Origin of the sequence: Enterobacter cloacae complex sp. GYL001, assembly GCF_049237125.1 — a bacterium.
GTDB lineage: Bacteria > Pseudomonadota > Gammaproteobacteria > Enterobacterales > Enterobacteriaceae > Enterobacter > Enterobacter hormaechei_C.
The window spans coordinates 86,927-107,158 of sequence record NZ_JBMKGW010000014.1 but is presented as its reverse complement, the minus strand read 5'-3'; the positions used below and the strand labels follow the sequence as shown (position 1 = coordinate 107,158).

At 56.1% G+C, this 20,232-nt stretch carries 21 protein-coding genes; 10 read left to right on the top strand and 11 right to left on the bottom strand.

Going from position 1 to position 20,232, the window contains the following annotated elements; all coding sequences use genetic code 11:
- Together ACOTWU_RS20290 and typA are read left to right on the top strand one after the other, a co-directional pair.
- A partial coding sequence (locus ACOTWU_RS20290) for a hypothetical protein (protein ID WP_048266543.1) occupies nucleotides 1-81 on the top strand: 81 nt, incomplete at its 5' end.
- A 355-nt stretch (nucleotides 82-436) separates the two neighbouring features.
- Nucleotides 437-2,260 (top strand): ribosome-dependent GTPase TypA, encoded by a 1,824-nt coding sequence (typA, locus tag ACOTWU_RS20285; protein WP_003861927.1) that lies wholly within the window; start codon nucleotides 437-439, stop codon nucleotides 2,258-2,260.
- A gap of 79 nt (nucleotides 2,261-2,339) precedes the next feature.
- On the opposite strand, the gene ompL is transcribed toward typA, so the two are convergent.
- The 7 genes from ompL to yihU all read right to left on the bottom strand — a co-directional run bounded on the left by ompL (nucleotide 2,340) and on the right by yihU (nucleotide 11,077).
- Entirely contained in the window at nucleotides 2,340-3,026 is a 687-nt protein-coding gene (gene ompL, locus ACOTWU_RS20280) for a porin OmpL (protein WP_003861929.1), read from the bottom strand.
- Between the two features lie 74 nt (nucleotides 3,027-3,100).
- On the bottom strand, nucleotides 3,101-4,525 hold the full coding sequence (locus ACOTWU_RS20275; RefSeq protein ID WP_017382668.1) for an MFS transporter: 1,425 nt from the start codon (nucleotides 4,523-4,525) through the stop codon (nucleotides 3,101-3,103).
- A 43-nt stretch (nucleotides 4,526-4,568) separates the two neighbouring features.
- Nucleotides 4,569-5,951 (bottom strand): MFS transporter, encoded by a 1,383-nt coding sequence (locus tag ACOTWU_RS20270; RefSeq protein WP_003861932.1) that lies wholly within the window; start codon nucleotides 5,949-5,951, stop codon nucleotides 4,569-4,571.
- 45 nt (nucleotides 5,952-5,996) lie between these two features.
- A complete protein-coding gene (locus ACOTWU_RS20265; protein WP_220719723.1) occupies nucleotides 5,997-8,021 on the bottom strand; it encodes an alpha-glucosidase in 2,025 nt (674 codons plus the stop codon).
- Nucleotides 8,022-8,037: 16 nt separating this feature from the next.
- Nucleotides 8,038-9,279, bottom strand: coding sequence for a sulfoquinovose isomerase (yihS, locus tag ACOTWU_RS20260; protein WP_126499204.1), 1,242 nt, complete (start codon nucleotides 9,277-9,279; stop codon nucleotides 8,038-8,040).
- 14 nt (nucleotides 9,280-9,293) lie between these two features.
- On the bottom strand, nucleotides 9,294-10,169 hold the full coding sequence (gene yihT / locus ACOTWU_RS20255; protein ID WP_126499205.1) for a sulfofructosephosphate aldolase: 876 nt from the start codon (nucleotides 10,167-10,169) through the stop codon (nucleotides 9,294-9,296).
- A gap of 17 nt (nucleotides 10,170-10,186) precedes the next feature.
- Nucleotides 10,187-11,077: a sulfolactaldehyde 3-reductase gene (gene yihU, locus ACOTWU_RS20250; protein WP_047734716.1), complete on the bottom strand. Its 891-nt coding sequence runs from the start codon at nucleotides 11,075-11,077 to the stop codon at nucleotides 10,187-10,189.
- 155 nt (nucleotides 11,078-11,232) lie between these two features.
- Between yihU and ACOTWU_RS20245 the strand changes: the two genes are divergently transcribed.
- The 6 genes from ACOTWU_RS20245 to fabY all read left to right on the top strand — a co-directional run bounded on the left by ACOTWU_RS20245 (nucleotide 11,233) and on the right by fabY (nucleotide 15,977).
- Complete coding sequence (locus ACOTWU_RS20245; protein ID WP_045615332.1) at nucleotides 11,233-12,129, top strand: sugar kinase; 897 nt, start codon at nucleotides 11,233-11,235, stop codon at nucleotides 12,127-12,129.
- Nucleotides 12,130-12,163: 34 nt separating this feature from the next.
- Nucleotides 12,164-12,964, top strand: coding sequence for a DeoR/GlpR family DNA-binding transcription regulator (locus ACOTWU_RS20240; RefSeq protein WP_003861944.1), 801 nt, complete (start codon nucleotides 12,164-12,166; stop codon nucleotides 12,962-12,964).
- A gap of 118 nt (nucleotides 12,965-13,082) precedes the next feature.
- Nucleotides 13,083-13,682: a glucose-1-phosphatase gene (gene yihX / locus ACOTWU_RS20235; protein WP_017694048.1), complete on the top strand. Its 600-nt coding sequence runs from the start codon at nucleotides 13,083-13,085 to the stop codon at nucleotides 13,680-13,682.
- Nucleotides 13,676-14,557 carry a virulence factor BrkB family protein gene (locus tag ACOTWU_RS20230; protein WP_003861949.1) on the top strand — a complete coding sequence of 294 codons (882 nt, stop codon included), beginning with the start codon at nucleotides 13,676-13,678 and terminating at the stop codon, nucleotides 14,555-14,557. Before yihX ends, ACOTWU_RS20230 begins: the two co-directional genes overlap by 7 nt.
- The gene (gene dtd, locus ACOTWU_RS20225; RefSeq protein WP_015569909.1) at nucleotides 14,554-14,991 is read left to right on the top strand and encodes a D-aminoacyl-tRNA deacylase; all 438 of its coding nucleotides are present in this window, start codon (nucleotides 14,554-14,556) and stop codon (nucleotides 14,989-14,991) included. Before ACOTWU_RS20230 ends, dtd begins: the two co-directional genes overlap by 4 nt.
- A gap of 44 nt (nucleotides 14,992-15,035) precedes the next feature.
- A complete protein-coding gene (gene fabY / locus ACOTWU_RS20220) occupies nucleotides 15,036-15,977 on the top strand; it encodes a fatty acid biosynthesis protein FabY (protein WP_015569910.1) in 942 nt (313 codons plus the stop codon).
- An 8-nt stretch (nucleotides 15,978-15,985) separates the two neighbouring features.
- Here fabY and ACOTWU_RS20215 read toward each other — a convergent pair whose 3' ends face one another.
- Complete coding sequence (locus ACOTWU_RS20215) at nucleotides 15,986-16,906, bottom strand: alpha/beta hydrolase (RefSeq protein ID WP_126499206.1); 921 nt, start codon at nucleotides 16,904-16,906, stop codon at nucleotides 15,986-15,988.
- A 198-nt stretch (nucleotides 16,907-17,104) separates the two neighbouring features.
- On the opposite strand from ACOTWU_RS20215, the gene ACOTWU_RS20210 reads away from it, so the two are divergent.
- Both ACOTWU_RS20210 and ACOTWU_RS20205 read left to right on the top strand, forming a co-directional pair.
- A complete protein-coding gene (locus ACOTWU_RS20210) occupies nucleotides 17,105-17,347 on the top strand; it encodes a ribbon-helix-helix domain-containing protein (protein WP_015569912.1) in 243 nt (80 codons plus the stop codon).
- Between the two features lie 2 nt (nucleotides 17,348-17,349).
- Complete coding sequence (locus ACOTWU_RS20205; protein ID WP_077266491.1) at nucleotides 17,350-17,721, top strand: type II toxin-antitoxin system VapC family toxin; 372 nt, start codon at nucleotides 17,350-17,352, stop codon at nucleotides 17,719-17,721.
- Nucleotides 17,722-17,760: 39 nt separating this feature from the next.
- Here ACOTWU_RS20205 and fdhE read toward each other — a convergent pair whose 3' ends face one another.
- The 3 genes from fdhE to fdxH are packed head-to-tail and all read right to left on the bottom strand — an operon-like array spanning nucleotide 17,761 to nucleotide 20,221.
- Nucleotides 17,761-18,690, bottom strand: coding sequence for a formate dehydrogenase accessory protein FdhE (gene fdhE, locus ACOTWU_RS20200; RefSeq protein ID WP_003861956.1), 930 nt, complete (start codon nucleotides 18,688-18,690; stop codon nucleotides 17,761-17,763).
- Nucleotides 18,687-19,322 carry a formate dehydrogenase cytochrome b556 subunit gene (fdoI, locus tag ACOTWU_RS20195; protein WP_421625792.1) on the bottom strand — a complete coding sequence of 212 codons (636 nt, stop codon included), beginning with the start codon at nucleotides 19,320-19,322 and terminating at the stop codon, nucleotides 18,687-18,689. The genes fdhE and fdoI overlap by 4 nt, the downstream gene beginning before the upstream one ends.
- The gene (gene fdxH / locus ACOTWU_RS20190) at nucleotides 19,319-20,221 is read right to left on the bottom strand and encodes a formate dehydrogenase subunit beta (protein WP_014072386.1); all 903 of its coding nucleotides are present in this window, start codon (nucleotides 20,219-20,221) and stop codon (nucleotides 19,319-19,321) included. The genes fdoI and fdxH overlap by 4 nt, the downstream gene beginning before the upstream one ends.
- Nucleotides 20,222-20,232 lie beyond the last annotated feature (11 nt).

Sequence of the window (20,232 nt, the reverse complement as noted above, 5' to 3'; positions counted from 1 at the left end):
ACAAGGGAAGACTTACTCGTGGCTGCAACCCTACTAGCTCAAAATTTATTCACACATGGTTACGCTTTGGGGAAATTATGAGGGGATCTCTCAGAACGAGGTCTTCAAATCGGCTGGGCTGCCATATTTTTACTGTATTTCTGTAAAGCGAAATCTGTGCCAACTTTTAAAACACCCCAAAAAGGCGTTATCATGCGCACCATAGTGCAGAAGGGCTGCACCACATTGGATTTGTTGCACCATTATAGTGCTTCTGTGTGAACATCGAGCACCATATTGGTGCAATTTACGTTAAAGTGCCCTTTTACCGCTCCGTGAAAGCGATCACAAAGCATCTCTGCAATACTTGTTTGCGGGGGATGTTTGTGATCCTGTTTTGTAGTGCGATTAATCCGTGTACAATAACGCGCTATTTCTAAATGCCTGAGGCAAAGTTGTGATCGAAAAATTGCGTAATATCGCCATCATCGCGCACGTCGACCATGGTAAAACTACCCTGGTTGATAAGCTGCTACAGCAGTCCGGTACGTTTGATGCTCGTGCCGAAACTCAAGAGCGTGTGATGGACTCCAACGATTTGGAGAAAGAGCGTGGGATTACCATCCTCGCCAAAAACACCGCTATCAAATGGAATGACTACCGTATCAACATCGTTGATACCCCAGGGCACGCCGACTTCGGTGGTGAAGTTGAGCGCGTGATGTCCATGGTGGATTCCGTGCTGCTGGTGGTTGACGCATTTGATGGCCCTATGCCGCAAACGCGCTTCGTGACCAAAAAAGCATTTGCCCACGGCCTGAAACCTATCGTTGTGATCAACAAGGTTGACCGTCCTGGCGCGCGTCCTGACTGGGTTGTTGACCAGGTCTTCGACCTGTTCGTTAACCTCGACGCGACCGACGAACAGCTGGACTTCCCTATCGTTTATGCGTCTGCGCTGAACGGTATCGCCGGTCTGGATCACGAAGACATGGCGGAAGACATGACTCCTCTGTACCAGACGATTGTTGACCGCGTTCCTGCGCCAAACGTTGACCTGGAAGGCACCCTGCAAATGCAGATCTCTCAGCTCGACTACAACAACTACGTTGGCGTAATCGGCATTGGTCGTATCAAGCGCGGTAAAGTGAAGCCTAACCAGCAGGTCACTATCATCGATAGCGAAGGCAAAACCCGTAACGGTAAAGTCGGTAAAGTTCTGACTCACCTGGGCCTTGAGCGTATCGAGAGCGACATCGCTGAGGCGGGCGACATCATCGCCATCACCGGTCTGGGTGAACTGAACATCTCCGACACCATCTGCGATCCGCAGAACGTCGAAGCGCTGCCAGCCCTGTCCGTTGATGAACCAACCGTATCCATGTTCTTCAACGTCAACACCTCTCCGTTCTGTGGTAAAGAGGGTAAGTTTGTTACCTCTCGTCAGATCCTTGACCGCCTGAACAAAGAGCTGGTGCACAACGTTGCGCTGCGCGTTGAAGAAACCGAAGACGCTGATGCATTCCGCGTTTCGGGTCGTGGTGAGCTGCACCTGTCTGTTCTGATCGAGAACATGCGTCGTGAAGGTTTCGAGATGGCGGTTTCCCGTCCGAAAGTTATCTTCCGCGAAATCGATGGCCGTAAACAAGAGCCATTCGAAAACGTAACGCTGGACGTTGAAGAGCAGCACCAGGGTTCTGTGATGCAGGCACTGGGTGAGCGTAAAGGCGACCTGAAAAACATGAATCCAGATGGCAAAGGCCGCGTACGTCTCGACTACGTGATCCCAAGCCGTGGCCTGATCGGCTTCCGTTCTGAGTTCATGACCATGACTTCCGGTACCGGTCTGCTGTACTCCACCTTCAGCCACTACGACGACGTTCGTCCGGGCGAAGTGGGCCAGCGTAACAACGGCGTGCTGATCTCCAACGGTCAGGGTAAAGCGGTTGCGTTTGCGCTGTTCGGTTTGCAGGATCGCGGTAAGCTGTTCCTGGGCCACGGTGCTGAAGTTTACGAAGGCCAGATCATCGGTATTCACAGCCGTTCTAACGACCTGACGGTAAACTGCCTGACCGGTAAGAAACTGACCAACATGCGTGCGTCCGGTACTGACGAAGCAACGGTTCTGGTTCCACCGATCAAGATGACCCTGGAGCAGGCTCTGGAATTCATCGATGATGACGAACTGGTCGAAGTGACGCCTCAGTCAATTCGTATCCGTAAACGTCACCTGACCGAGAACGATCGTAAACGTGCTATGCGCGGTGCGAAAGAAGACTAATTCGGTTATGCCGTAGTCCGGGTAAGCGCAAGCGCCACCCGGCAACGAAAAAGCCGCTGAGCGATCAGCGGCTTTTTTATTAGAACGAATACCGCAACCCTAACCGGATCCGGTACTGCTCGCGGTTGTAATCATTCCATCGGTCAAGCCACTGTAGCTCAAGATACGGCAGCCAGTTTCTGTCGATTTTATAGCTGAACTTGTTGGTAATTTCCCAGTGGTGATCTTTACCATTTTTGCTGTGGTAATCATTCACCCGCTGGAAAAAGTGCGGCTCAAAGGTGTAGAAAAACGCATCCGTCACTTTGAAATTCCAGTAGTTGGCGAATTCATGCGTGTCGTTCTTATCCATCTGCCCGTTATAGTCCGGCGTATCGTAATTGTTATGGTTATAGCGATAGCGGAACGTCAGATTAAACCAGTCCGTAAATTTGTAATTGGTATCTAAATAAACCGCGCCACCTGATCCTGCGCTGCTGTCATTAATTAAGCCGCCGGGCTGGAAGGTCAGTTTGTCGGTCGGTTTGAAGAGCGGATACCACCCCTCGATTTCGTTATAGCTGTGCTTCAGTTCGTCCCATTTCCCCACGTTATAAGCGTTGGTGAACATCAGTCCCGCGCCCATATCGAAGTTATAGCCCGCACGCAGGATCACTTCGTGCAGCTCAGAGGCGGTGTTGTAGGCTTCGCGCGTTTCGACATAGGCCCCGGCAAAAACCGGGCAGGACACAGACGACACGATCAGTACGGTGATGATTCTTTTCATAATTTGTCCATGTATCAGGTACAGAAAGGCCTCCCTCCTGATAAACAGGAAGGACATAGTGGCCGGATTTATTGTTATAAAGTGACTGCTGACGCTTTATTGTTGGTGGTTATCTCAGGGGTATTTGCTGTCTGTTTTTTCCGTTTTCCAATCTCCTCGATAATAAAGGCGAAGCGCGCTTCGTTGAGTTTATAAAACAGCCCCATGGTCACGGCGGCAACGATCGCCAGGCCGCACGGCCAGAGGAAAATAAGCTGACGCAACCCAAGCAGCGTGCCTGCGCTCTGTACGGCATGGGGAACATAGCCAATCTGGGTCAGCATGATACCGGGCAGAAAACCGGCCAGCGCCGCGGAGATTTTGCGCGAGAAGGTATAGCCGGTATACACCGACCCTTCGGCGCGGATCCCGGTTTTCCACTCGCCGTAATCAACCGTATCCGGCACCAGCGCCCAGTTCAGGCTGTTCACAAACGCGGTGCCGAAAAAGGCCATGCAGGAAAAGAGCACGAACAGTAGGGAACTGGTTCCCCAGACGAAGTTCAGCACGTCGCCCACCGCCCACAGCGTCAGCCCGCCCAGATAGACCGGCTTCTTGCCAAAGCGCTTCACCGCGCCAGGCACCAGAAACACGCCAATCAGAATGCAACCCATGCTGAAAAAGCCCATCCACGACAGGAGATGCAGATCGTTCAGCACGTACTGGGTGTAATAGACCTGAATCGCCAGCTTGATGTTAAACGCGGCGAGGGTACACAGGTTGGCGATGCACAGCACCAGCAGCGGCGGATTGCGGAAAATCGCGCAGAACGATTTCAGAATGCCGGGCTTATGGTGATCGGGCGTAAGCTCGACGTAGCGCTCTTTCACCCCGCTGTAGCACCACCACATGCAGAACAGTCCCCCGGTGACGAACACCAGCGCGGCCACCAGATAGCCGAGTGAGGGCTGGCTGACGAACAGCGCCTGAATCGGCATAAAGCCGACAGTACAGAGCAACAGTCCTACCGTTGCGCCGCCCTGACGCCACGCCGCAAGCTGCGCGCGCTCGTTCGGGTTTTTGGTGATGGCCGGAACCATTGCACCGTAGGCGCAGTTCATCAGGCTGTAGCAGAGGCCAAACATCATGAAGAGCACGGTGGCGAGGGCCGTTTTCACCGTCAGGCTAAAGTCGTTGGCCATAAACTGCGCCGTGGCCACCAGCGCCACCGGAACGGAGGCGTAGAGAATGAATGGCCGGAATTTGCCCCGCGCGCCGATATTACGCCGGGAGTCCAGCAGCACCCCGGTCAGCATGTCGGTAAACGCGGTAAAGAACTTGGCGACCAGAAAAATGATGCCGCCGTAGAACGCGGGCATGCCCAGCTCGTCCGTGTAAAACTTTAGCAGATACAGCGTGCCAATACACAGCATCAGGTTCGAGCCAAAATCACCCATCCCGTAGGCGCACTTCTCTCGCAGGCTCAATTTCAGGGTTAACGGATCAGTATTATGTGTCATGGTCGATCCTCAAAGCGCCCCGCAGGGCGCTCAATCACGTCATTTATGCCGTACGTTTGCGCAGCTCAATTTCTTCCACGATGCGCACATACATCTTCTCGTTAAGGTTGTAGAAGCAGCCCATCGCCACGATGGTGATGACTGCCAGCAGACTCGGATAGATAAATATCAGCTGCCGTAGCCCTTCAACCGTGCCGGCGGATTGCACCACGTTGGGCACATAGCCGATCTGCGTGAGCATGATCCCCGGGAAGAAGCCCGCCAGCGCCTGCGATACCTTACGGAAGAAGGTAAAGCCGGTGTAGACCGTCCCCTCGGAGCGTACGCCGGTGCGCCACTCGCCGTATTCCACGGTATCGGACACCAGCGCCCAGTTCAGGCTGTTCACGAACGCGGAGCCGAAGAACGCCAGGCAGGAGAACGCCACGAAGCTCACCGAGCCGCCGCCGAAGAAGTAGTTAAGCAGATCGCCCGCCACCCAAATCATCAGCCCGCTGATGTATACCTTTTTCTTACCGAAGCGCCGCACCGCGCCGGGCATCATAAAGACGCCGATAAAAATACAGCCCATGCTGAAGAAGCCCATGTACGACAGCAGGATCGGGTCGTTCAGTACGTACTGCGTGTAGTAGACCTGAATGGCGAGCTTAACGTTAAAGGCGCCCAGCGTGCACAGGTTAGCGATGCACAGGATAAACAGCGGACGGTTCCCGGCGATGGCGCGAAACGACTGCAACAGCCCCGGTTTCTGCGCCGGGTTAGCAGGCTGCGTCTCGACGTAACGCTCGGTTACGCCCTTATAGCACCACCACATAAAGAACAACCCGAACAGCGAGAAGAGGGTGGCGGCAAAGATGTAGCCAAGCTGGTCGTTGCCTTCAATCAGGTTCATCACCGGGACAAAGCCCACCGTACAGAGCAGCAGACCCAGCGTGGCGCCGCCCTGGCGCCAGGCGGCCAGCGAAGCACGCTCGTCCGGGTTTTTGGTAATGGCGGGCACCATCGCGCCGTAGGAGCAGTTCATCATGCTGAAGAACAGGCCGTACAGCATGAACAGCACCGTCGCCATCACCGTTTTACCGGTAATTTCAAACGGTGTGCCGACGAAGTTAGCTATGGCCAGCAACGTTACCGGGAAGGCTGCATACAGCACGAACGGGCGGAATTTCCCTTTCGGGCCGATCTTGCGCCGGGAATCGAGCATGATCCCGGTGCCCATGTCGGTGAAGGCGGTAAAAAACTTCGCAATCAGGAAGATAATCCCGCCGTAGGTGCCAGGCAGACCCAGCACGTCGGTGTAGAACTTCAGCAGATACAGCGTGCCGATATCAAGCAGGATGTTAGAGCCGAGATCGCCCATCCCGTAGGCGAGTTTTTCTTTAAACGGCAGGCGCAGGGTTGCCGGATCAGAAGTATGTTGACTCATTATTGTTCTCCGTCTGCCCGCAGGTTTCCCCGCGGGCGAGCCTTATCAGATATGACGTAAGGTGCTAAACAGATCTGCCCATTCGCTGTGCTGGCGATAGAAGACCGGCGGTTTGCCGAGCGGGGCATCAACGGTGATGTCACCGCCCTGGCAGATTTCCCCCGTCCACGCATTGACCCAGATGTCCTGCGGCAGATAGAGCGACCAGTCGCGGCGTCCCTCTTCATGAACCGGCGCCACCAGCAGATCGCGGCCAAACAGATACTGGTATTTCAGCGTGTAGGCGCACGCGTCGTCCTCGTAGTGCAGGAACAGCGGACGCATCACCGGCAGGCCGCTTGTCGCGTTCTGCGCGACGGCAGCTTTGATATACGGCTTCAGGGTGGTGAAGACGGTGGTCATGCGCGCGAAGTGGGCGATAGTTTCCGCGTCGCCGTCGAACTGCCAGTTGTCGCCAGGGCGGTTGCCCTCGTGGGTACGCATCATCGGCGTAAAGGCGCTGAAGTCGCACCAGCGCAGCAGCAGCTCTTTGCTGCGCTTCATCTCGAAGAGCGTTGTATAGCCGCCAATGTCGCTGTGGTGCAGCCCGTGCCCGGTCATCGCCAGCGACAGCGCCGCCGGTACGACGGACGCCAGACCATCGTCCAGGCTCCAGTCGACGTTCTGATCCCCCGCCCACATCATCACCGAGTGCTTCTGGCTGCCGGTGTAGCCCGCGCGCATGAAGAACAGGATCTCCCCGAGCTTGCCGGTCTCCTCCAGCGCTTCGTAGTTACATTTCGCCCACAGGGCAGGCCAGGCGTTATGCATGATCTCCGCGCTCACGCCGTTGTGCAGGAAGGTATCGGTCGGCAGATATTCCCCGAAATCGGCCATCCAGCCGCCGCAGCCCAGTTCGATCAGGTTCTTTTTGATCACCTCTTTGTACCAGCGGTAGGCTTCCGGGTTGGTCAGGTCGATAACGCCCGCGTAGAACTCGCCGAACTCAACGTGGTAATCCTTGCCGTCGGCATCTTTGGTCAGATAGCCGCGCTTCGACGCCTCTTCGCAGAGATCTTTATCGCTGGCGACGTACGGGTTGATATAGGAGAGGAACTGCACGCCTTCCTCTTTCCACTGCGCAATCCGCTCATCAAGCTGCGGATAGAGCGTGCTGTTCCACTTCCAGTTCCACATTACGCGTTTGCCGAAGGAGGTCATGCGGATGCCGGACCAGTCCTGCGCCCAGATGCCGTTCACCTTCACGCCGCCCTTGCGCATGGCGTCGAGCTTCTGCTGACACACCTCGGTGCCGCCCTGAATACCCAGCGTCACGCCATCGTAAACCCAGTCCGGCAGTTCAGGCTGACGCCCCAGCAGGCCGGTCAGTTTTTCCAGCAGATCGACGTAGGTTTCTGCGCATTCGAAGCGCAGCGTGGCGTTATCTTCCCAGAACGCCAGCTCGTGGAAGTCCGGCGCGCTGAAGTCAAAATTCATATAGCAGCTGTTATCCACGTGGCAGTAATACATCTGGGTGCTCACGAAGGTAGGCTGCGGGAAGAAGGTCCAGTAGTAATCGCCGCCCGCGTTCTCTTTGCAGTCGGCCTGCCAGGTGACGTAGGTCTGCTTATTGCGGCCCACGCCCTGCTCGCTGGTCCACAGCGGGAAAGGCTTACCGCGCAAATCGAAGTACGAGAACTGCTCGCCGCAGCCGTAGATATGATCGTCAGGCTGAGCTGCCAGCCGCAGCCAGATGCGGTTATGGCTGGCGGCGTCATTTTTCAGCTTCAGCTCCAGACGGCCCTCCGCATCCACGCCCACCAGCAGCGTCGCGCTCACCGCGTCGCCGCGGGTAAAGCGGATCGCCCAGCCCGCGCTTTGCTGCGTAACGGTCGCGTTCGTCAGGGCAATCTTTTCGTTGAGCTTGTCTTTGATGCTGAAATTGCCGCGAAACATCTCGATATCCGCCTCACCTGCGCCGATCCACAGGCAAGGGGCATCCGCGGTGTGGGATAAAATCAGACGGTCCTGCCAGCGCAGGGTGAAACCACTTTCATTATTTTTCAGGTCAATATTGTGTAGGGTACGCATAAAAACTCCGTCTTTATTATTTGGCCAGGCTATCCAGTAATCCGGCGGCGACGGCAGGGGCTAAGCCCGGCGCCAGCGGCAGGCGGGGGATCACCAGGCAGTGCAGCAGATGGTAAATATCCTGCTTGCCGTCCCAGACTTTGGTGGTCACTTCGTTATTGGTGTCCAGCTCCTGCCACCATGAACCATTTTCGTAATCCATCAGGTACTTGATGCAGTAATCCCACCATTTCTGATACCAGGCTTCGTATTGCGCCTCACCAGTGACGGTGTAGAGGGCATAGGCCGTGCCCATCGCCTCGACGATTGGCCAGCGCACGCGTTCGCGCACGATTGGCTTGCCGTCCCAGCCCACGGAATAGACAAAGCCGTCGGCCCCGTCGGGTGCCCAGGCGTCGCGGATGGTGGCGTGGAACAGGCCTTTCGCATCTTCCAGCAACCATTCCGGCGGGGTTTCAAAGCGGGCTTCCAGCGCGGCACGCAGGTGCAGCATCAGGCGGCCCCACTCGATCCAGTGCCCCGGCGTGCCGCCGTAGGCGCGGAAGCGGTGGGCAGGGTTATCGATGTTGTAATCGCGGATCGGGTTCCAGTTGGTGTCGAAATGCTCGTTAACGCGGTACTCCCCTTTGCGCGCCACGTCGTGAATAATCACCGAGGCGATGCGCAGGGCGCGGTCGAGCCATTTACGGTCGTGGGTCACGTCATAGACGATGAGGAAGGCTTCCACGGCGTGCATGTTGGCGTTACCGCCGCGGTAATCTTCCGTTTTGCTGAAGGCCTCATCCCAGGACTCCAGGCACATCTGCTCCTGTTCGCTCCAGAAGTAACGCTCTATCACCTCGATGGCGTCGTCCAGCAGCTTGCGCGCCTCGGGGTGGCCGGTGGTGACGGCGCTCGCCGCGCCCAGCAGGACGAAGAAATGCTGATAGCCCTGCTTGGACGCATCAATCACGCCTTCATCGTTTACGCAGGCGTACCAGCCGCCGTGCTGTTTGTCGCGCAGCGGACCGCTCAGGGCATTAATGCCGTGCTCAACCAGGGCGTACGCGCCGGGACGCCCCATGTTCGCCGCCACCGCGTAAACGTGCAGCATGCGGGCGGTGATCCACAGATGGGTGCCCATATCGCTGCGCACCTGCCCGTTATTGCCCAGCCAGCCAAAGCCGGTTGGTACGGCGGCGTTTTTACCGAAATCGAGAATGCGGTCGGTCTCTTGTTCGAGCCAGCGGTTATGGCTCAGGGTGTTAAACCATTTCATGTTCGGGTCCTTTCTTAACGGCGAGCCATCATTTCGTCGACGATCTCACCCAGACGCTGAAGTTTTGGTACTGAAATATCACGCAGCATCAGTTCGGTGTCCGGCAGGCCAATCACCGATGACCAGACGGCGCGCCCGGCTAAAAAGCCCGATGCCCCCGCCTGCATCGCCACGCTCACGGCGCGCGGGAATAACTTATCGTCCACGCCGGAGGAGAGGATCACCCACGGCATGGCGATGTTCTCGTTCAGCTTCTGCGAGGCCGTCAGTAGCTCGTGCTGCGTGCCCTTACCAAACAGCGGCATTTCCACTTTGTAGAGGTCGGCACCGCTGTCGCCCAGCTCTTTGGCCGCATCGATAATCGCCTGTTCGCGGTTAAATTCGGCTCCGCGACGCGGCGGACGCACCACTGGCTCGATAATGCTCAGCAGACCATTGTCGTGGCACAGCGTATTGAACGCCTTCACCATCTCCAGGCGCTGCTGTGGATCTTCATCGCTGCGCCACAGCACCAGCAGCTTCAGCGCCTTACCGCCATCGCGTTTGACCGCCTGCGCGTCGACGTTCTTGTCGATCACCACGCTGTCGACCGGAATGCCATTCCCGGGGATAAACTCGTCGGCGGCGACAATCATTGCGCAGCTTTTGGCCACGGCCTGCTGCTCGACAATCTGGCGGTAGCAGAACTGCTGGTCGACGAGGATCGCAGAGGCGTACGGCGACAGAATTTTTGCCGCATTGACCTTAAAATCCGTCAGGTGCTGGTCGGTTACCGGCACCGGCGCGCCTGCGGCAGCAAACATCAGGCGCATCGCTTCGCGCTGATCCACGGCCAGCATCGCAAAACCGCCGGAAGGTCGGGTGATATCTTTCAGGGTGTACATCGTCATTCCTCAGTCCTTTCGTATCAGTGTGTTTTTTTCAGCCCGGCAGATGCGCGAACCTGTTCAAGAATGGCTGTCCAGTCTTCGCGCCCGCGCCCGGCGGCGCGTGCCTGGTTGTAAACTTCGCGGGAAGCCGCGCCCAGCGGCATCGGAACGTGGAGCTGGTTGGCTACGTCGAGGGCGATCCCCAGATCCTTATGCGCAAGGTCGATCATGAAGGCGGGAGAAAGATCCCCTTTCAGCACCTTGTTCGGCCAGGATGTCGTGAAGTGGCCTTTACCCGCCGGTGTGCCGCTCATCACCTTGAGCGCCACGTCAAAGGAGAGGCCAAGCGCTTCGCACAGTACGGCGGCCTCGGCGGAAAGGGCGTTCAGGGCGATGCTCATGTAGTTATTGATGAGCTTCACGCGGATGCCCATTCCCGGCCCGCCAGCGTTAATCAGTTCATTGCCCATCGCCATTAAGACGGGGGTGGCGCGCTCAACCTGCTGCGCCGTACCGCCCGCCAGCAGGAGCAGCGTACCGGCGATGGCATGGTCAGAGGTGCGTCCGACGGGCACGTCCATCAGGCTGAAGCCTTGCTCAGCCATGTCACGGATCAGCGCGTCGGTTTGCAGCGGGTGAATGGTGGACATATCAATGACCAGCGCATCGCGAGATAACCCTTCGCACACGCCGTGCTCGCCGAACAGCACGCTGCGCACCAGGTCGCCATTTGGCAGCATAGTGATCACGAATTCGGCATCCGATGCTGCCTGTGCGGGCGTAGCCGCCGCCCGGGCACCGCTCTCTACCAGCGCCTGAACCGCCTGCGGGTTCACGTCAAAGACGTTAAGCTGATGACCTTGCTTCAACAGATTCTTCGCCATTGGCGCGCCCATCTGCCCTAAACCGATAAATGCGATTGCTGACATGCCTCTCTCCTGTCACATCGTGTCAATTTTTGCTCGTTTGTGGTGTCTGTTTTTGATCGTATTTGTAATTTATAGTCAAAAAATTGACATGGGTCACTTTTTAAACATTTGGTGAAATTAAAATGAAGGCACCAGAAATCGCAGAAGGAATCACCATGACTCGCATCGTTTGTGTCGGCATTACCGTGCTGGATCGCATCTGGTATCTCGATGATTTACCGAAAGAAGGTGGGAAATATGTCGCAAAAGACTATACGGAAGTGGGCGGCGGCCCGGCGGCAACGGCGGCAGTGGCAGCCGCGAAACTGGGGGCGGAAGTGGATTTTATTGGTCGGGTGGGAGACGACGATACCGGCAGACGGCTGCTCGCGGAGCTGGAATCCCTGGGGGTGAACACCCGCTATACGCGCATAGTTAAGGGAGCCCGATCGTCGCAATCGGCGGTGCTGGTGGACGCAAGCGGAGAGCGCGTTATTGCCAACTACCCCAGCCCCGATCTCCCTGCGGCGGCAGACTGGCTGCATGAAATCGACTTCTCTCAGTGGGACATTGTCTTAGCCGACGTGCGCTGGCATGACGGGGCAAAACAGGCATTTACCCTGGCCCGCCAGCAGGGCGTACCGACGTTGCTGGATGCGGATGTCACCCCGCAGGATATCGCGGAGCTGATCGCCTTAAGCGACCACGCGGCCTTCTCCGCGCCAGGACTGCGGCGGTTAACGCAGCTGGATGAAACCGAAAACGCGCTGAAGAAAGCACAAACGCTCACAAATGGACATGTGTATGTCACACAGGGGCGAGACGGCTGTTTCTGGCTGGAAAACGACACGCTATGTCATCAGCCTGGTTTTGAAGTGAACGTCATTGATACCACCGGGGCGGGCGACGTGTTCCACGGTGCGCTGGCGGTCAGCCTGGGGCAGAAATTACCCGCCGCAGACGCCGTGCGTTTTGCCAGCGCCGTCGCAGCACTGAAATGTACAAAGCCCGGCGGGCGCGCGGGTATACCCGACTGTGATCAAACCCGCTCTTTTTTGTCACTTTTTGTATAAAATGCGGGGCGTGATGGTTTTCAGAGGACAGCCCATGAGCCTTACCGAACTGACCGGCAACCCGCGTCACGATCAGCTGCTGACGCTGATTGCCGATCGCGGCTATATGAACATTGATGAACTGGCGCAGCTGCTGGATGTCTCCACGCAAACCGTGCGCCGGGATATCCGTAAGCTCAGCGAGCAGGGGCTGATCACCCGTCATCACGGCGGCGCGGGCAGGGCATCCAGCGTGGTCAACACGGCGTTCGAACAGCGTGAAGTCTCGCTTACCGAAGAGAAACGGGCGATTGCCGAAGCGATTGCGGACTATATTCCCGACGGTTCGACCATTTTTATCACCATCGGGACGACCGTGGAGCACGTTGCCCGGGCACTGCTTAACCATAATCATCTGCGCATCATCACTAACAGCCTGCGGGTGGCGCACATTCTTTATAAGAATCCGCGCTTTGAGGTGATGGTGCCCGGCGGTACGCTGCGCCCGCATAACGGCGGCATTATCGGTCCTGCGGCAACGGCGTTCGTGTCAGGATTTCGCGCAGATTACCTGGTCACCAGCGTCGGGGCGATAGAGCACGACGGCGCGATGATGGAATTTGACGTTAACGAAGCCAGCGTGGTGAAAACCATGATCGCTCACTCCCGTCACATTTTACTGGCGGCCGATCATACGAAATACCACGCCTCCGCGGCGGTTGAAATTGGCAACGTGGCGCAGGCGACGGCGCTGTTCACCGATGAGCTGCCCGGCCCGGCGCTGCAAAATCACCTCAAATCCAGCAAGGTTGAGGTTGTCGAAGTCAATTCCGGAGAAGAGCAGCAGGCTGGCTGAAAATCCTATGGCCCGATATTGCGATTCGGGTCTTTCCTTTCTCTAAGCTGAATCTGGCGCATAGCTAAAGTTTCTCTTTCCCGCTACAGTTACTTTTCCACGGCGAAAGGAGATAAACATGCTTTATATCTTTGACTTAGGAAATGTAATCGTCGATATCGATTTTAACCGGGTGCTGGGCGCATGGAGCGATTTTAGCCGTGTTCCGCTGGCGACGTTAAAGCAGAATTTCGCGATGGGTGAGACTTTCCATCTGCACGAGCGCGGTGAGATCAGCGATGAAGCGTTCGCAGAGCGTTTCTGTCAGGAAATGGGTCTCTCGTTAAGCTACGAGCAGTTTTCCCACGGCTGGCAGGCCATATTTGTCGCGATCCGCCCCGAAGTGATCGACATCATGCACAAGCTGCGCGAGCAGGGGCATCGTGTCGTCGTCCTGTCGAATACCAACCGCCTGCATACCACCTTCTGGCCGGATGAATACCCGGAAATCCACGCGGCGGCAGATAAGGTGTATCTCTCCCAGGAGATGGGGATGCGTAAACCTGAGGCGCGTATCTATCAGGCGGTATTGCAGGAAGAAGGATCCACGGCGGCGGATGCGGTCTTTTTTGACGACAACGCCGATAATATAGAAGGGGCTAATCAGTTAGGTATCACCTCCATTCTGGTAACCGGAAAAGAGACGATACCGAACTACTTTGCGAAGCAGTTATGCTAAAAACCGTTCATCAAAAAGCCAATCACCACACGCGCCCGCTGAGGGCGTGGCTGAAACTCCTCTGGCATCGCATTGACGAGGACAACATGACCACGCTGGCGGGCAATCTCGCTTACGTGTCCTTGCTCTCGCTGGTGCCGCTGGTGGCGGTGATTTTTGCGCTTTTTTCGGCGTTTCCGATGTTTGCCGATGTGAGCATGCAGCTTCGCCATTTTGTTTTCGCGAACTTTATTCCTGCCACCGGCGATGTGATCCAGAACTACATTGAACAGTTTGTCGCAAACTCCAGCAAGATGACGGCGGTGGGGGCATGTGGGCTTATTGTTACCGCGCTGCTGCTGATGTACTCCATCGACAGTGCGCTCAACACCATCTGGCGGAGCAAAAAAGTCCGCCCGAAGGTTTACTCCTTTGCCGTCTACTGGATGATTTTAACCCTTGGCCCATTGCTGGCGGGGGCAAGCCTGGCGATCAGTTCCTACCTTCTTTCGCTGCGCTGGGCGACCGACTTAAACAGCGTGATCGATAACGTGCTGCGTATATTCCCGCTGATTTTATCGTGGCTTTCGTTCTGGCTGCTCTACAGCGTGGTACCAACCACGCGCGTACCCAACCGGGATGCCGTGGTGGGTGCGCTGGTCGCGGCGTTGCTCTTTGAGCTGGGCAAGAAAGGATTCGCGCTTTATATCACCATGTTCCCCTCTTATCAGCTGATTTACGGCGTGCTGGCGGTGATCCCCATTTTGTTTGTCTGGGTCTACTGGACGTGGTGTATCGTCTTGCTTGGCGCCGAAATAACTGTCACTCTCGGGGTCTACCGCGAACTCAAAAAAGCAGCAGAAGCTGAAAAACAACAAGAAGCAGACCAACCATGATTGCATTGATTCAGCGCGTAACCCGTGCCAGCGTCACCGTGGCGGATGAGGTGACGGGTGAAATTGGCCCAGGACTTTTGGTGCTCCTGGGTGTCGAAAAGGATGACGACGAACAAAAAGCCAACCGCTTGTGTGAGCGCGTACTGGGCTACCGCATTTTCAGCGATGCGGAAGGCAAGATGAACCTGAACGTTCAGCAGGCGGGCGGCAGCGTGCTGGTGGTCTCCCAGTTTACGCTGGCCGCGGATACCGAACGCGGCATGCGCCCGAGTTTTTCGAAGGGCGCGGCACCGGATCGCGCAGAAGCCCTTTACGAGTACTTTGTTGAGCGCTGTCGCCAACAGGACATGAATACACAAACCGGACGATTCGCTGCGGATATGCAGGTTTCGCTGGTGAACGATGGCCCCGTCACATTCTGGCTCCAGGTATGAGCCAACTGGCGGCATGGCCGCGGGTAACAAGAGAGAGTACAGCTATGTATCACCTTCGAGTACCGCAAACGGAAGAAGAATTAGACGCTTATTACCATTTCCGCTGGGAAATGCTGCGCAAGCCACTGCATCAACCTAAAGGCTCTGAACGCGACGCCTGGGACGCGATGGCGCACCACCAGATGGTGGTTGATGAAGAGGGCAACCTCGTTGCCGTGGGACGTCTGTATATCAATGCCGACAACGAAGCTTCAATCCGCTTTATGGCCGTTCATCCCTCCGTGCAGGACAAAGGCCTTGGAACGCTGATGGCTATGACGCTGGAATCCGTTGCCCGTCAGGAAGGGGTCAAGCGTGTCACCTGTAGCGCCCGCGAAGATGCCGTTGAGTTCTTTGCCAAGCTTGGTTTCGTGAATCAGGGGGAAATCACCGCCCCGCAAACTACGCCGATTCGTCACTTTTTGATGATCAAACCCATCGCCACGCTGGACGATATTCTCCATCGCGCCGACTGGTGCGGGCAGCTCCAGCAGGCGTGGTATCAGCACATTCCGCTCAGTGAAAAAATGGGTGTGCGTATTCAGCAGTACACCGGGCAAAAATTTATTACCACCATGCCGGAAACCGGCAACCAGAACCCGCACCATACCCTGTTTGCCGGCAGCCTGTTTTCACTTGCCACGCTCACCGGCTGGGGACTGATCTGGCTGATGCTGCGCGAACGTCATCTCGGCGGCACCATTATTCTGGCCGATGCCCATATCCGCTACAGCGCCCCGATCAGCGGCAAGCCGAGCGCGGTTGCTGACCTGGGCGCACTGGGCGGCGATCTAGACCGTCTGGCGCGTGGACGTAAAGCACGCGTACAGATGCAGGTGGAGCTGTTCGGCGATGAAACGCCAGGCGCGGTGTTTGAAGGCACCTATATCGTTCTGCCTGCGAAGCCGTATGGCGCGTATGAAGAGGGCGGGAACGAGGAGGAGTAGTCTCCTTTTCACTCTCGCCCGGCATGGTTAATGCGCCAGGCAATATCTCGCATAACGTCTCGCGCTGACTGGCTAATTCCACCCAACTGGAAGAAGCCGTGTATTACACCCCGCCATCGTTGAGCGGTACACTTCACGCCTTGCTCCGTGAGGCGCTGATAAAGCGCCTCGCCTTCGTCGCGTAACGGATCATACTCCGCGGTAACAATATGGACCTTCGGCAGACCGCTAAAGTCGTTGCGCCACAGTGGGCTGACTTCAGGATGTTGACGGTCGGCTCCAGCCAGATACATTTCATAGCCGCTCAAAAGGGTATCGCGAGTAATCACGTAATCCATGCCATTGAGGGTATAGCTTTCAAAACTGGCCGTAGCGTCGAGCATGGGGTAGATAAGAATGAGCTGCGCGGGATCCCAGAGACCTTTGGCCTTAAGCCGCAATGACGTTACCAGCGCAAGATGACCTCCCGCACTGTCTCCACAAAGTGTAATCCGGTTTTTATCCACACCTAATTGTTCTGCATTTTGCCAGACAAGATCTGCCGCTCTCTCTGCATCGTCATGCGCAGCGGGGAAAGTATGCTCGGGTGCGAGTCTGTACTGAACCGCAATGACCCGGCAGTTACCGTAAAACGCCAGTTGGCGAAGCTGATTATCATGGGTTTCAAACCCACCGCTGACAAAACAACCGCCATGATAGTAGAGGGCACAAGATAACGTTTCAGGGGCATTGAAAGGCGAAAATACCCGAAAGGTCATATCCTCAAGAACAAGCGTTTCAACCTGGACACGCGTTTCTGTTTCCCCGGCTAGCGCTGTGCTGGCGACATATCCGCTTCTCCGGTCATCAATACTCTGCTTTCGCGAGGAAAGTCGTCCTGCGGCAATAAACTCCTGTACCAGCTTATCAATACCCTTTTCCAGTGCCATGATTACGTCCTTTTACTGTGTTTTTATACAGTTTATAGCCTGGTTTACAGCAGATGAAAACAGAGAAATGTTGAGAGGTGCATATTGTGGAAAGCGGCTCGCAAAATCGATCATTCCCTAAAAAACGTCCTTTCACCCTAAATTGATAAAGAGTATTTTGCCTGAAAATTAACCAAAGATGATATACTAAGGTGATATATGAGCGTTTTGGCGGAACTTGATATGGGCAGAATACTTATCGATTTGTCTGATGACGTGATTCAACGTTTGGATAATCTCAAGCAATTGCGAAATCAACCACGTGCTGAACTGCTTCGGGAAGCGATAGAACTGTATCTCGACCAGCAGAGTTCTTCTGTTATCCGAAATGCGCTTGGTCTGTGGGGAGACAGAAAAGAGGACGGGCTTGAGTATGAACGCAAGCTGCGTGAGGAGTGGTAATCATGGAGCACATGGCAGTGTTTGATACCAATATTCTCATTGATCTCTTCAACAACCGTGTTGAAGCTGCGGATGCGATTGAGCATACCGCGTCGCATCGTGCCATCAGCTTAATTACCTGGATGGAAGTAATGGTGGGCGCTCGCAGGCATGGTCATGAAGCGAAAACGGCAGCCGTTATGGGCGCTTTTGAAATTATTGATGTGTCTCGGGATATTGCGGAAAGAAGCGTTTTACTACGTGAGAAGCATGGAATGAAACTGCCTGATGCTATCATTCTGGCCACAGCGCAGAGCAGAAAATGTCCGTTGATTTCTCGCAACACGAAAGATTTTGCGGGTATTGACGAGGTCCTTACGCCTTACCAGGTGTAGGCCGGGCAAGCTCGCGCCGCCCGGCACTCTCACAGGAGATTACTCCCCTTCACCCGGGAACAGGAACGGGTTGATCGAGCTGCGGGCAAAGCCCTCCTGCTCCATCTTCGCGTCCAGAATCAGCGAGGCGAGATCGTCGGCCACGGCTTCGACTTTCGGGTCTTTTTCCTGATACAGAATCTTCAGGTAGGTCCCGCAGTCGCCGCAGCTCTCCGCTTTCACCGCCGCGTCTTCATTTTCCAGCGACCAGTAGTTCAGGTCGCGGGTCTGTTCGCAGTTGCTGCACTTGATGCGCACCACGTGCCACTCGGTTTCACACAGGTTGCAGTGCAGGTAGCGCAGCCCCTGAGTGGTGCCGATTTGCACCATGCTGGAGACCGGCATTGAACCACACACCGGGCAGAACTGGCGCGCTTCGCCGTATTCGGCGCGGGCTTTACCTGGAATCAGGCTCGCCATTTGCGCCCAGTAGAGCGACAGCGCAGCCCAGATGAACGGCGCTTTATCGCTGCTCACCAGTGAGAAGTCGGAAGCAAACAGCGCGCTCGCCATCTCTTCCAGCTCCTGATCGGAGGCTTTTTCCAGGTTCTCAATGACTGCCAGCGCCGTGCCGCTCATTTCGGGCTTCAGCTCGGCGATCAGAGAATGCAGCAGCTTATGCCAGTGCTTGTCGCGCGGCAGGACGTGAATATCCAGCGGCGGTTTGCCCTGCTCGTTGGCTTCTTTGATGCGTGCAGTCAGGTCCATTTGCAGCGGATGGTCGTACAGCACCACTTCCTGCGCATGGGCGACTAGCGCGGCAAAACGCAGAAAATCGCCCAGCGGGTTGTTCTCTGCCAGCTCGCGCAGACGCTCTGCGCGGCGGTTGTAGAGGTTCTTGAGTCTGGGGAATAACAACGGCGGAATATACTCCGCCGTACGTTTCTCGCTCGACCCCAGCTCATCTTGCGGGATTATGCGAATACTCATTCAGATGACTTTTCCTGTTTCTGGCGGACTTCTCGGTACCAGCGCGGGTGATGTTTCTTCGCCCACGTTTTGGTGACCCAGCCTTCCACCATCGCGGTAATGGTGCCTTTCACCCAGAGGGCGGAGTAAATATGCACCATGATAACCACAATTAACGCCACTGCGGCAAATGAATGCAGCATCAGCGCGAATCGGATCACCGGGATTGAGAAAGCAGGCGCAAAGTACGGACGCCAGATGATCACGCCGCTCACCAGCAACAGGAACAGGAAGATAATCGCCGCCCAGAATACGCATTTCTGGCCGAAGTTATAACGCCCGGTATCACCCACTTCCTCGTTGACGACGATCTTACGAATATTCTTCGCCCAAAAGATATCATCCCGATTGATTAGGTTATGGTGCCAGTAGCGGAAAAACATGATGATGAACGAGGCAAACATCACCACACCCACGAACGGGTGAAGGATGCGCGCCAGCTGCGGCGTGCCCAGTATCTGCATCAGCCAGTTGAAGGACGGGAAGAAGAACCCTAGCCCGCTTATCGCCGCCAGCATGAAGCAGAAGGCGGTGACCCAGTGGTTGATGCGTTCCGGCGCGGTGTAGCGCACGATGGTGTCACGTTTTCTCATTTGCGCACCTCGTCTTTCTCTTCATGCAGGTTGTCGTCTTCCTCTTCCGCACGGTTCGGACCAACGCCGACGTAGTGGAAGATGCTCGCTGCGAAGGTGGCCGCAAAACCGACCGCGGCCAGCGGTTTCCAGATGCCTTTCCAGAACTTCACGGTGGCGCTGATTTCCGGGTTCTCCGGCAGGCCGTGATACAGGTTCGGCTTGTCGGCGTGGTGCAGCACGTACATCACGTGCGTACCGCCAACCCCGGCCGGATCGTACAGGCCCGCGTTATCGTAACCACGAGTTTTCAGCTCGCCCACGCGCTCTGCCGCCAGCGTTTTCATATCCTCTTTGGAGCCAAAGTGGATAGCGCCAGTTGGACAGGTCTTCACGCACGCTGGCTCCTGGCCGACATTTACGCGGTCAACGCACAGCGTACATTTGTAGACGCGGTTGTCTTCCGGGTTCAGGCGCGGCACGTCAAACGGACAACCCGCGATGCAATAGCCGCAGCCAATACACTGCTCGGACTGGAAGTCGACGATGCCGTTGGCATACTGAATGATAGCCCCTTCTGACGGACACGCCTTCAGGCAGCCCGGATCCGCACAGTGCATACAGCCATCTTTGCGGATAAGCCATTCCAGTTTGTCGTTCTGCTCCACTTCCGAGAAACGCATTACCGTCCAGGACTTGGCGGTCAGGTCCGCCGGGTTGTCGTACACCCCGACGTTGTGACCCACTTCGTCACGGATGTCGTTCCACTCTGAACAGGCCACCTGACAGGCTTTACAGCCGATACAGGTGGTCACGTCGATAAGCTTCGCCACTTCCTGCTGGTGGTCCCGCGCCTGAGGCGCGGGCGTGAAACCGTTAGTCGCGGAACGACGGATAATGTCTTGAGATTGATAAGCCATAAGTCGTCTCC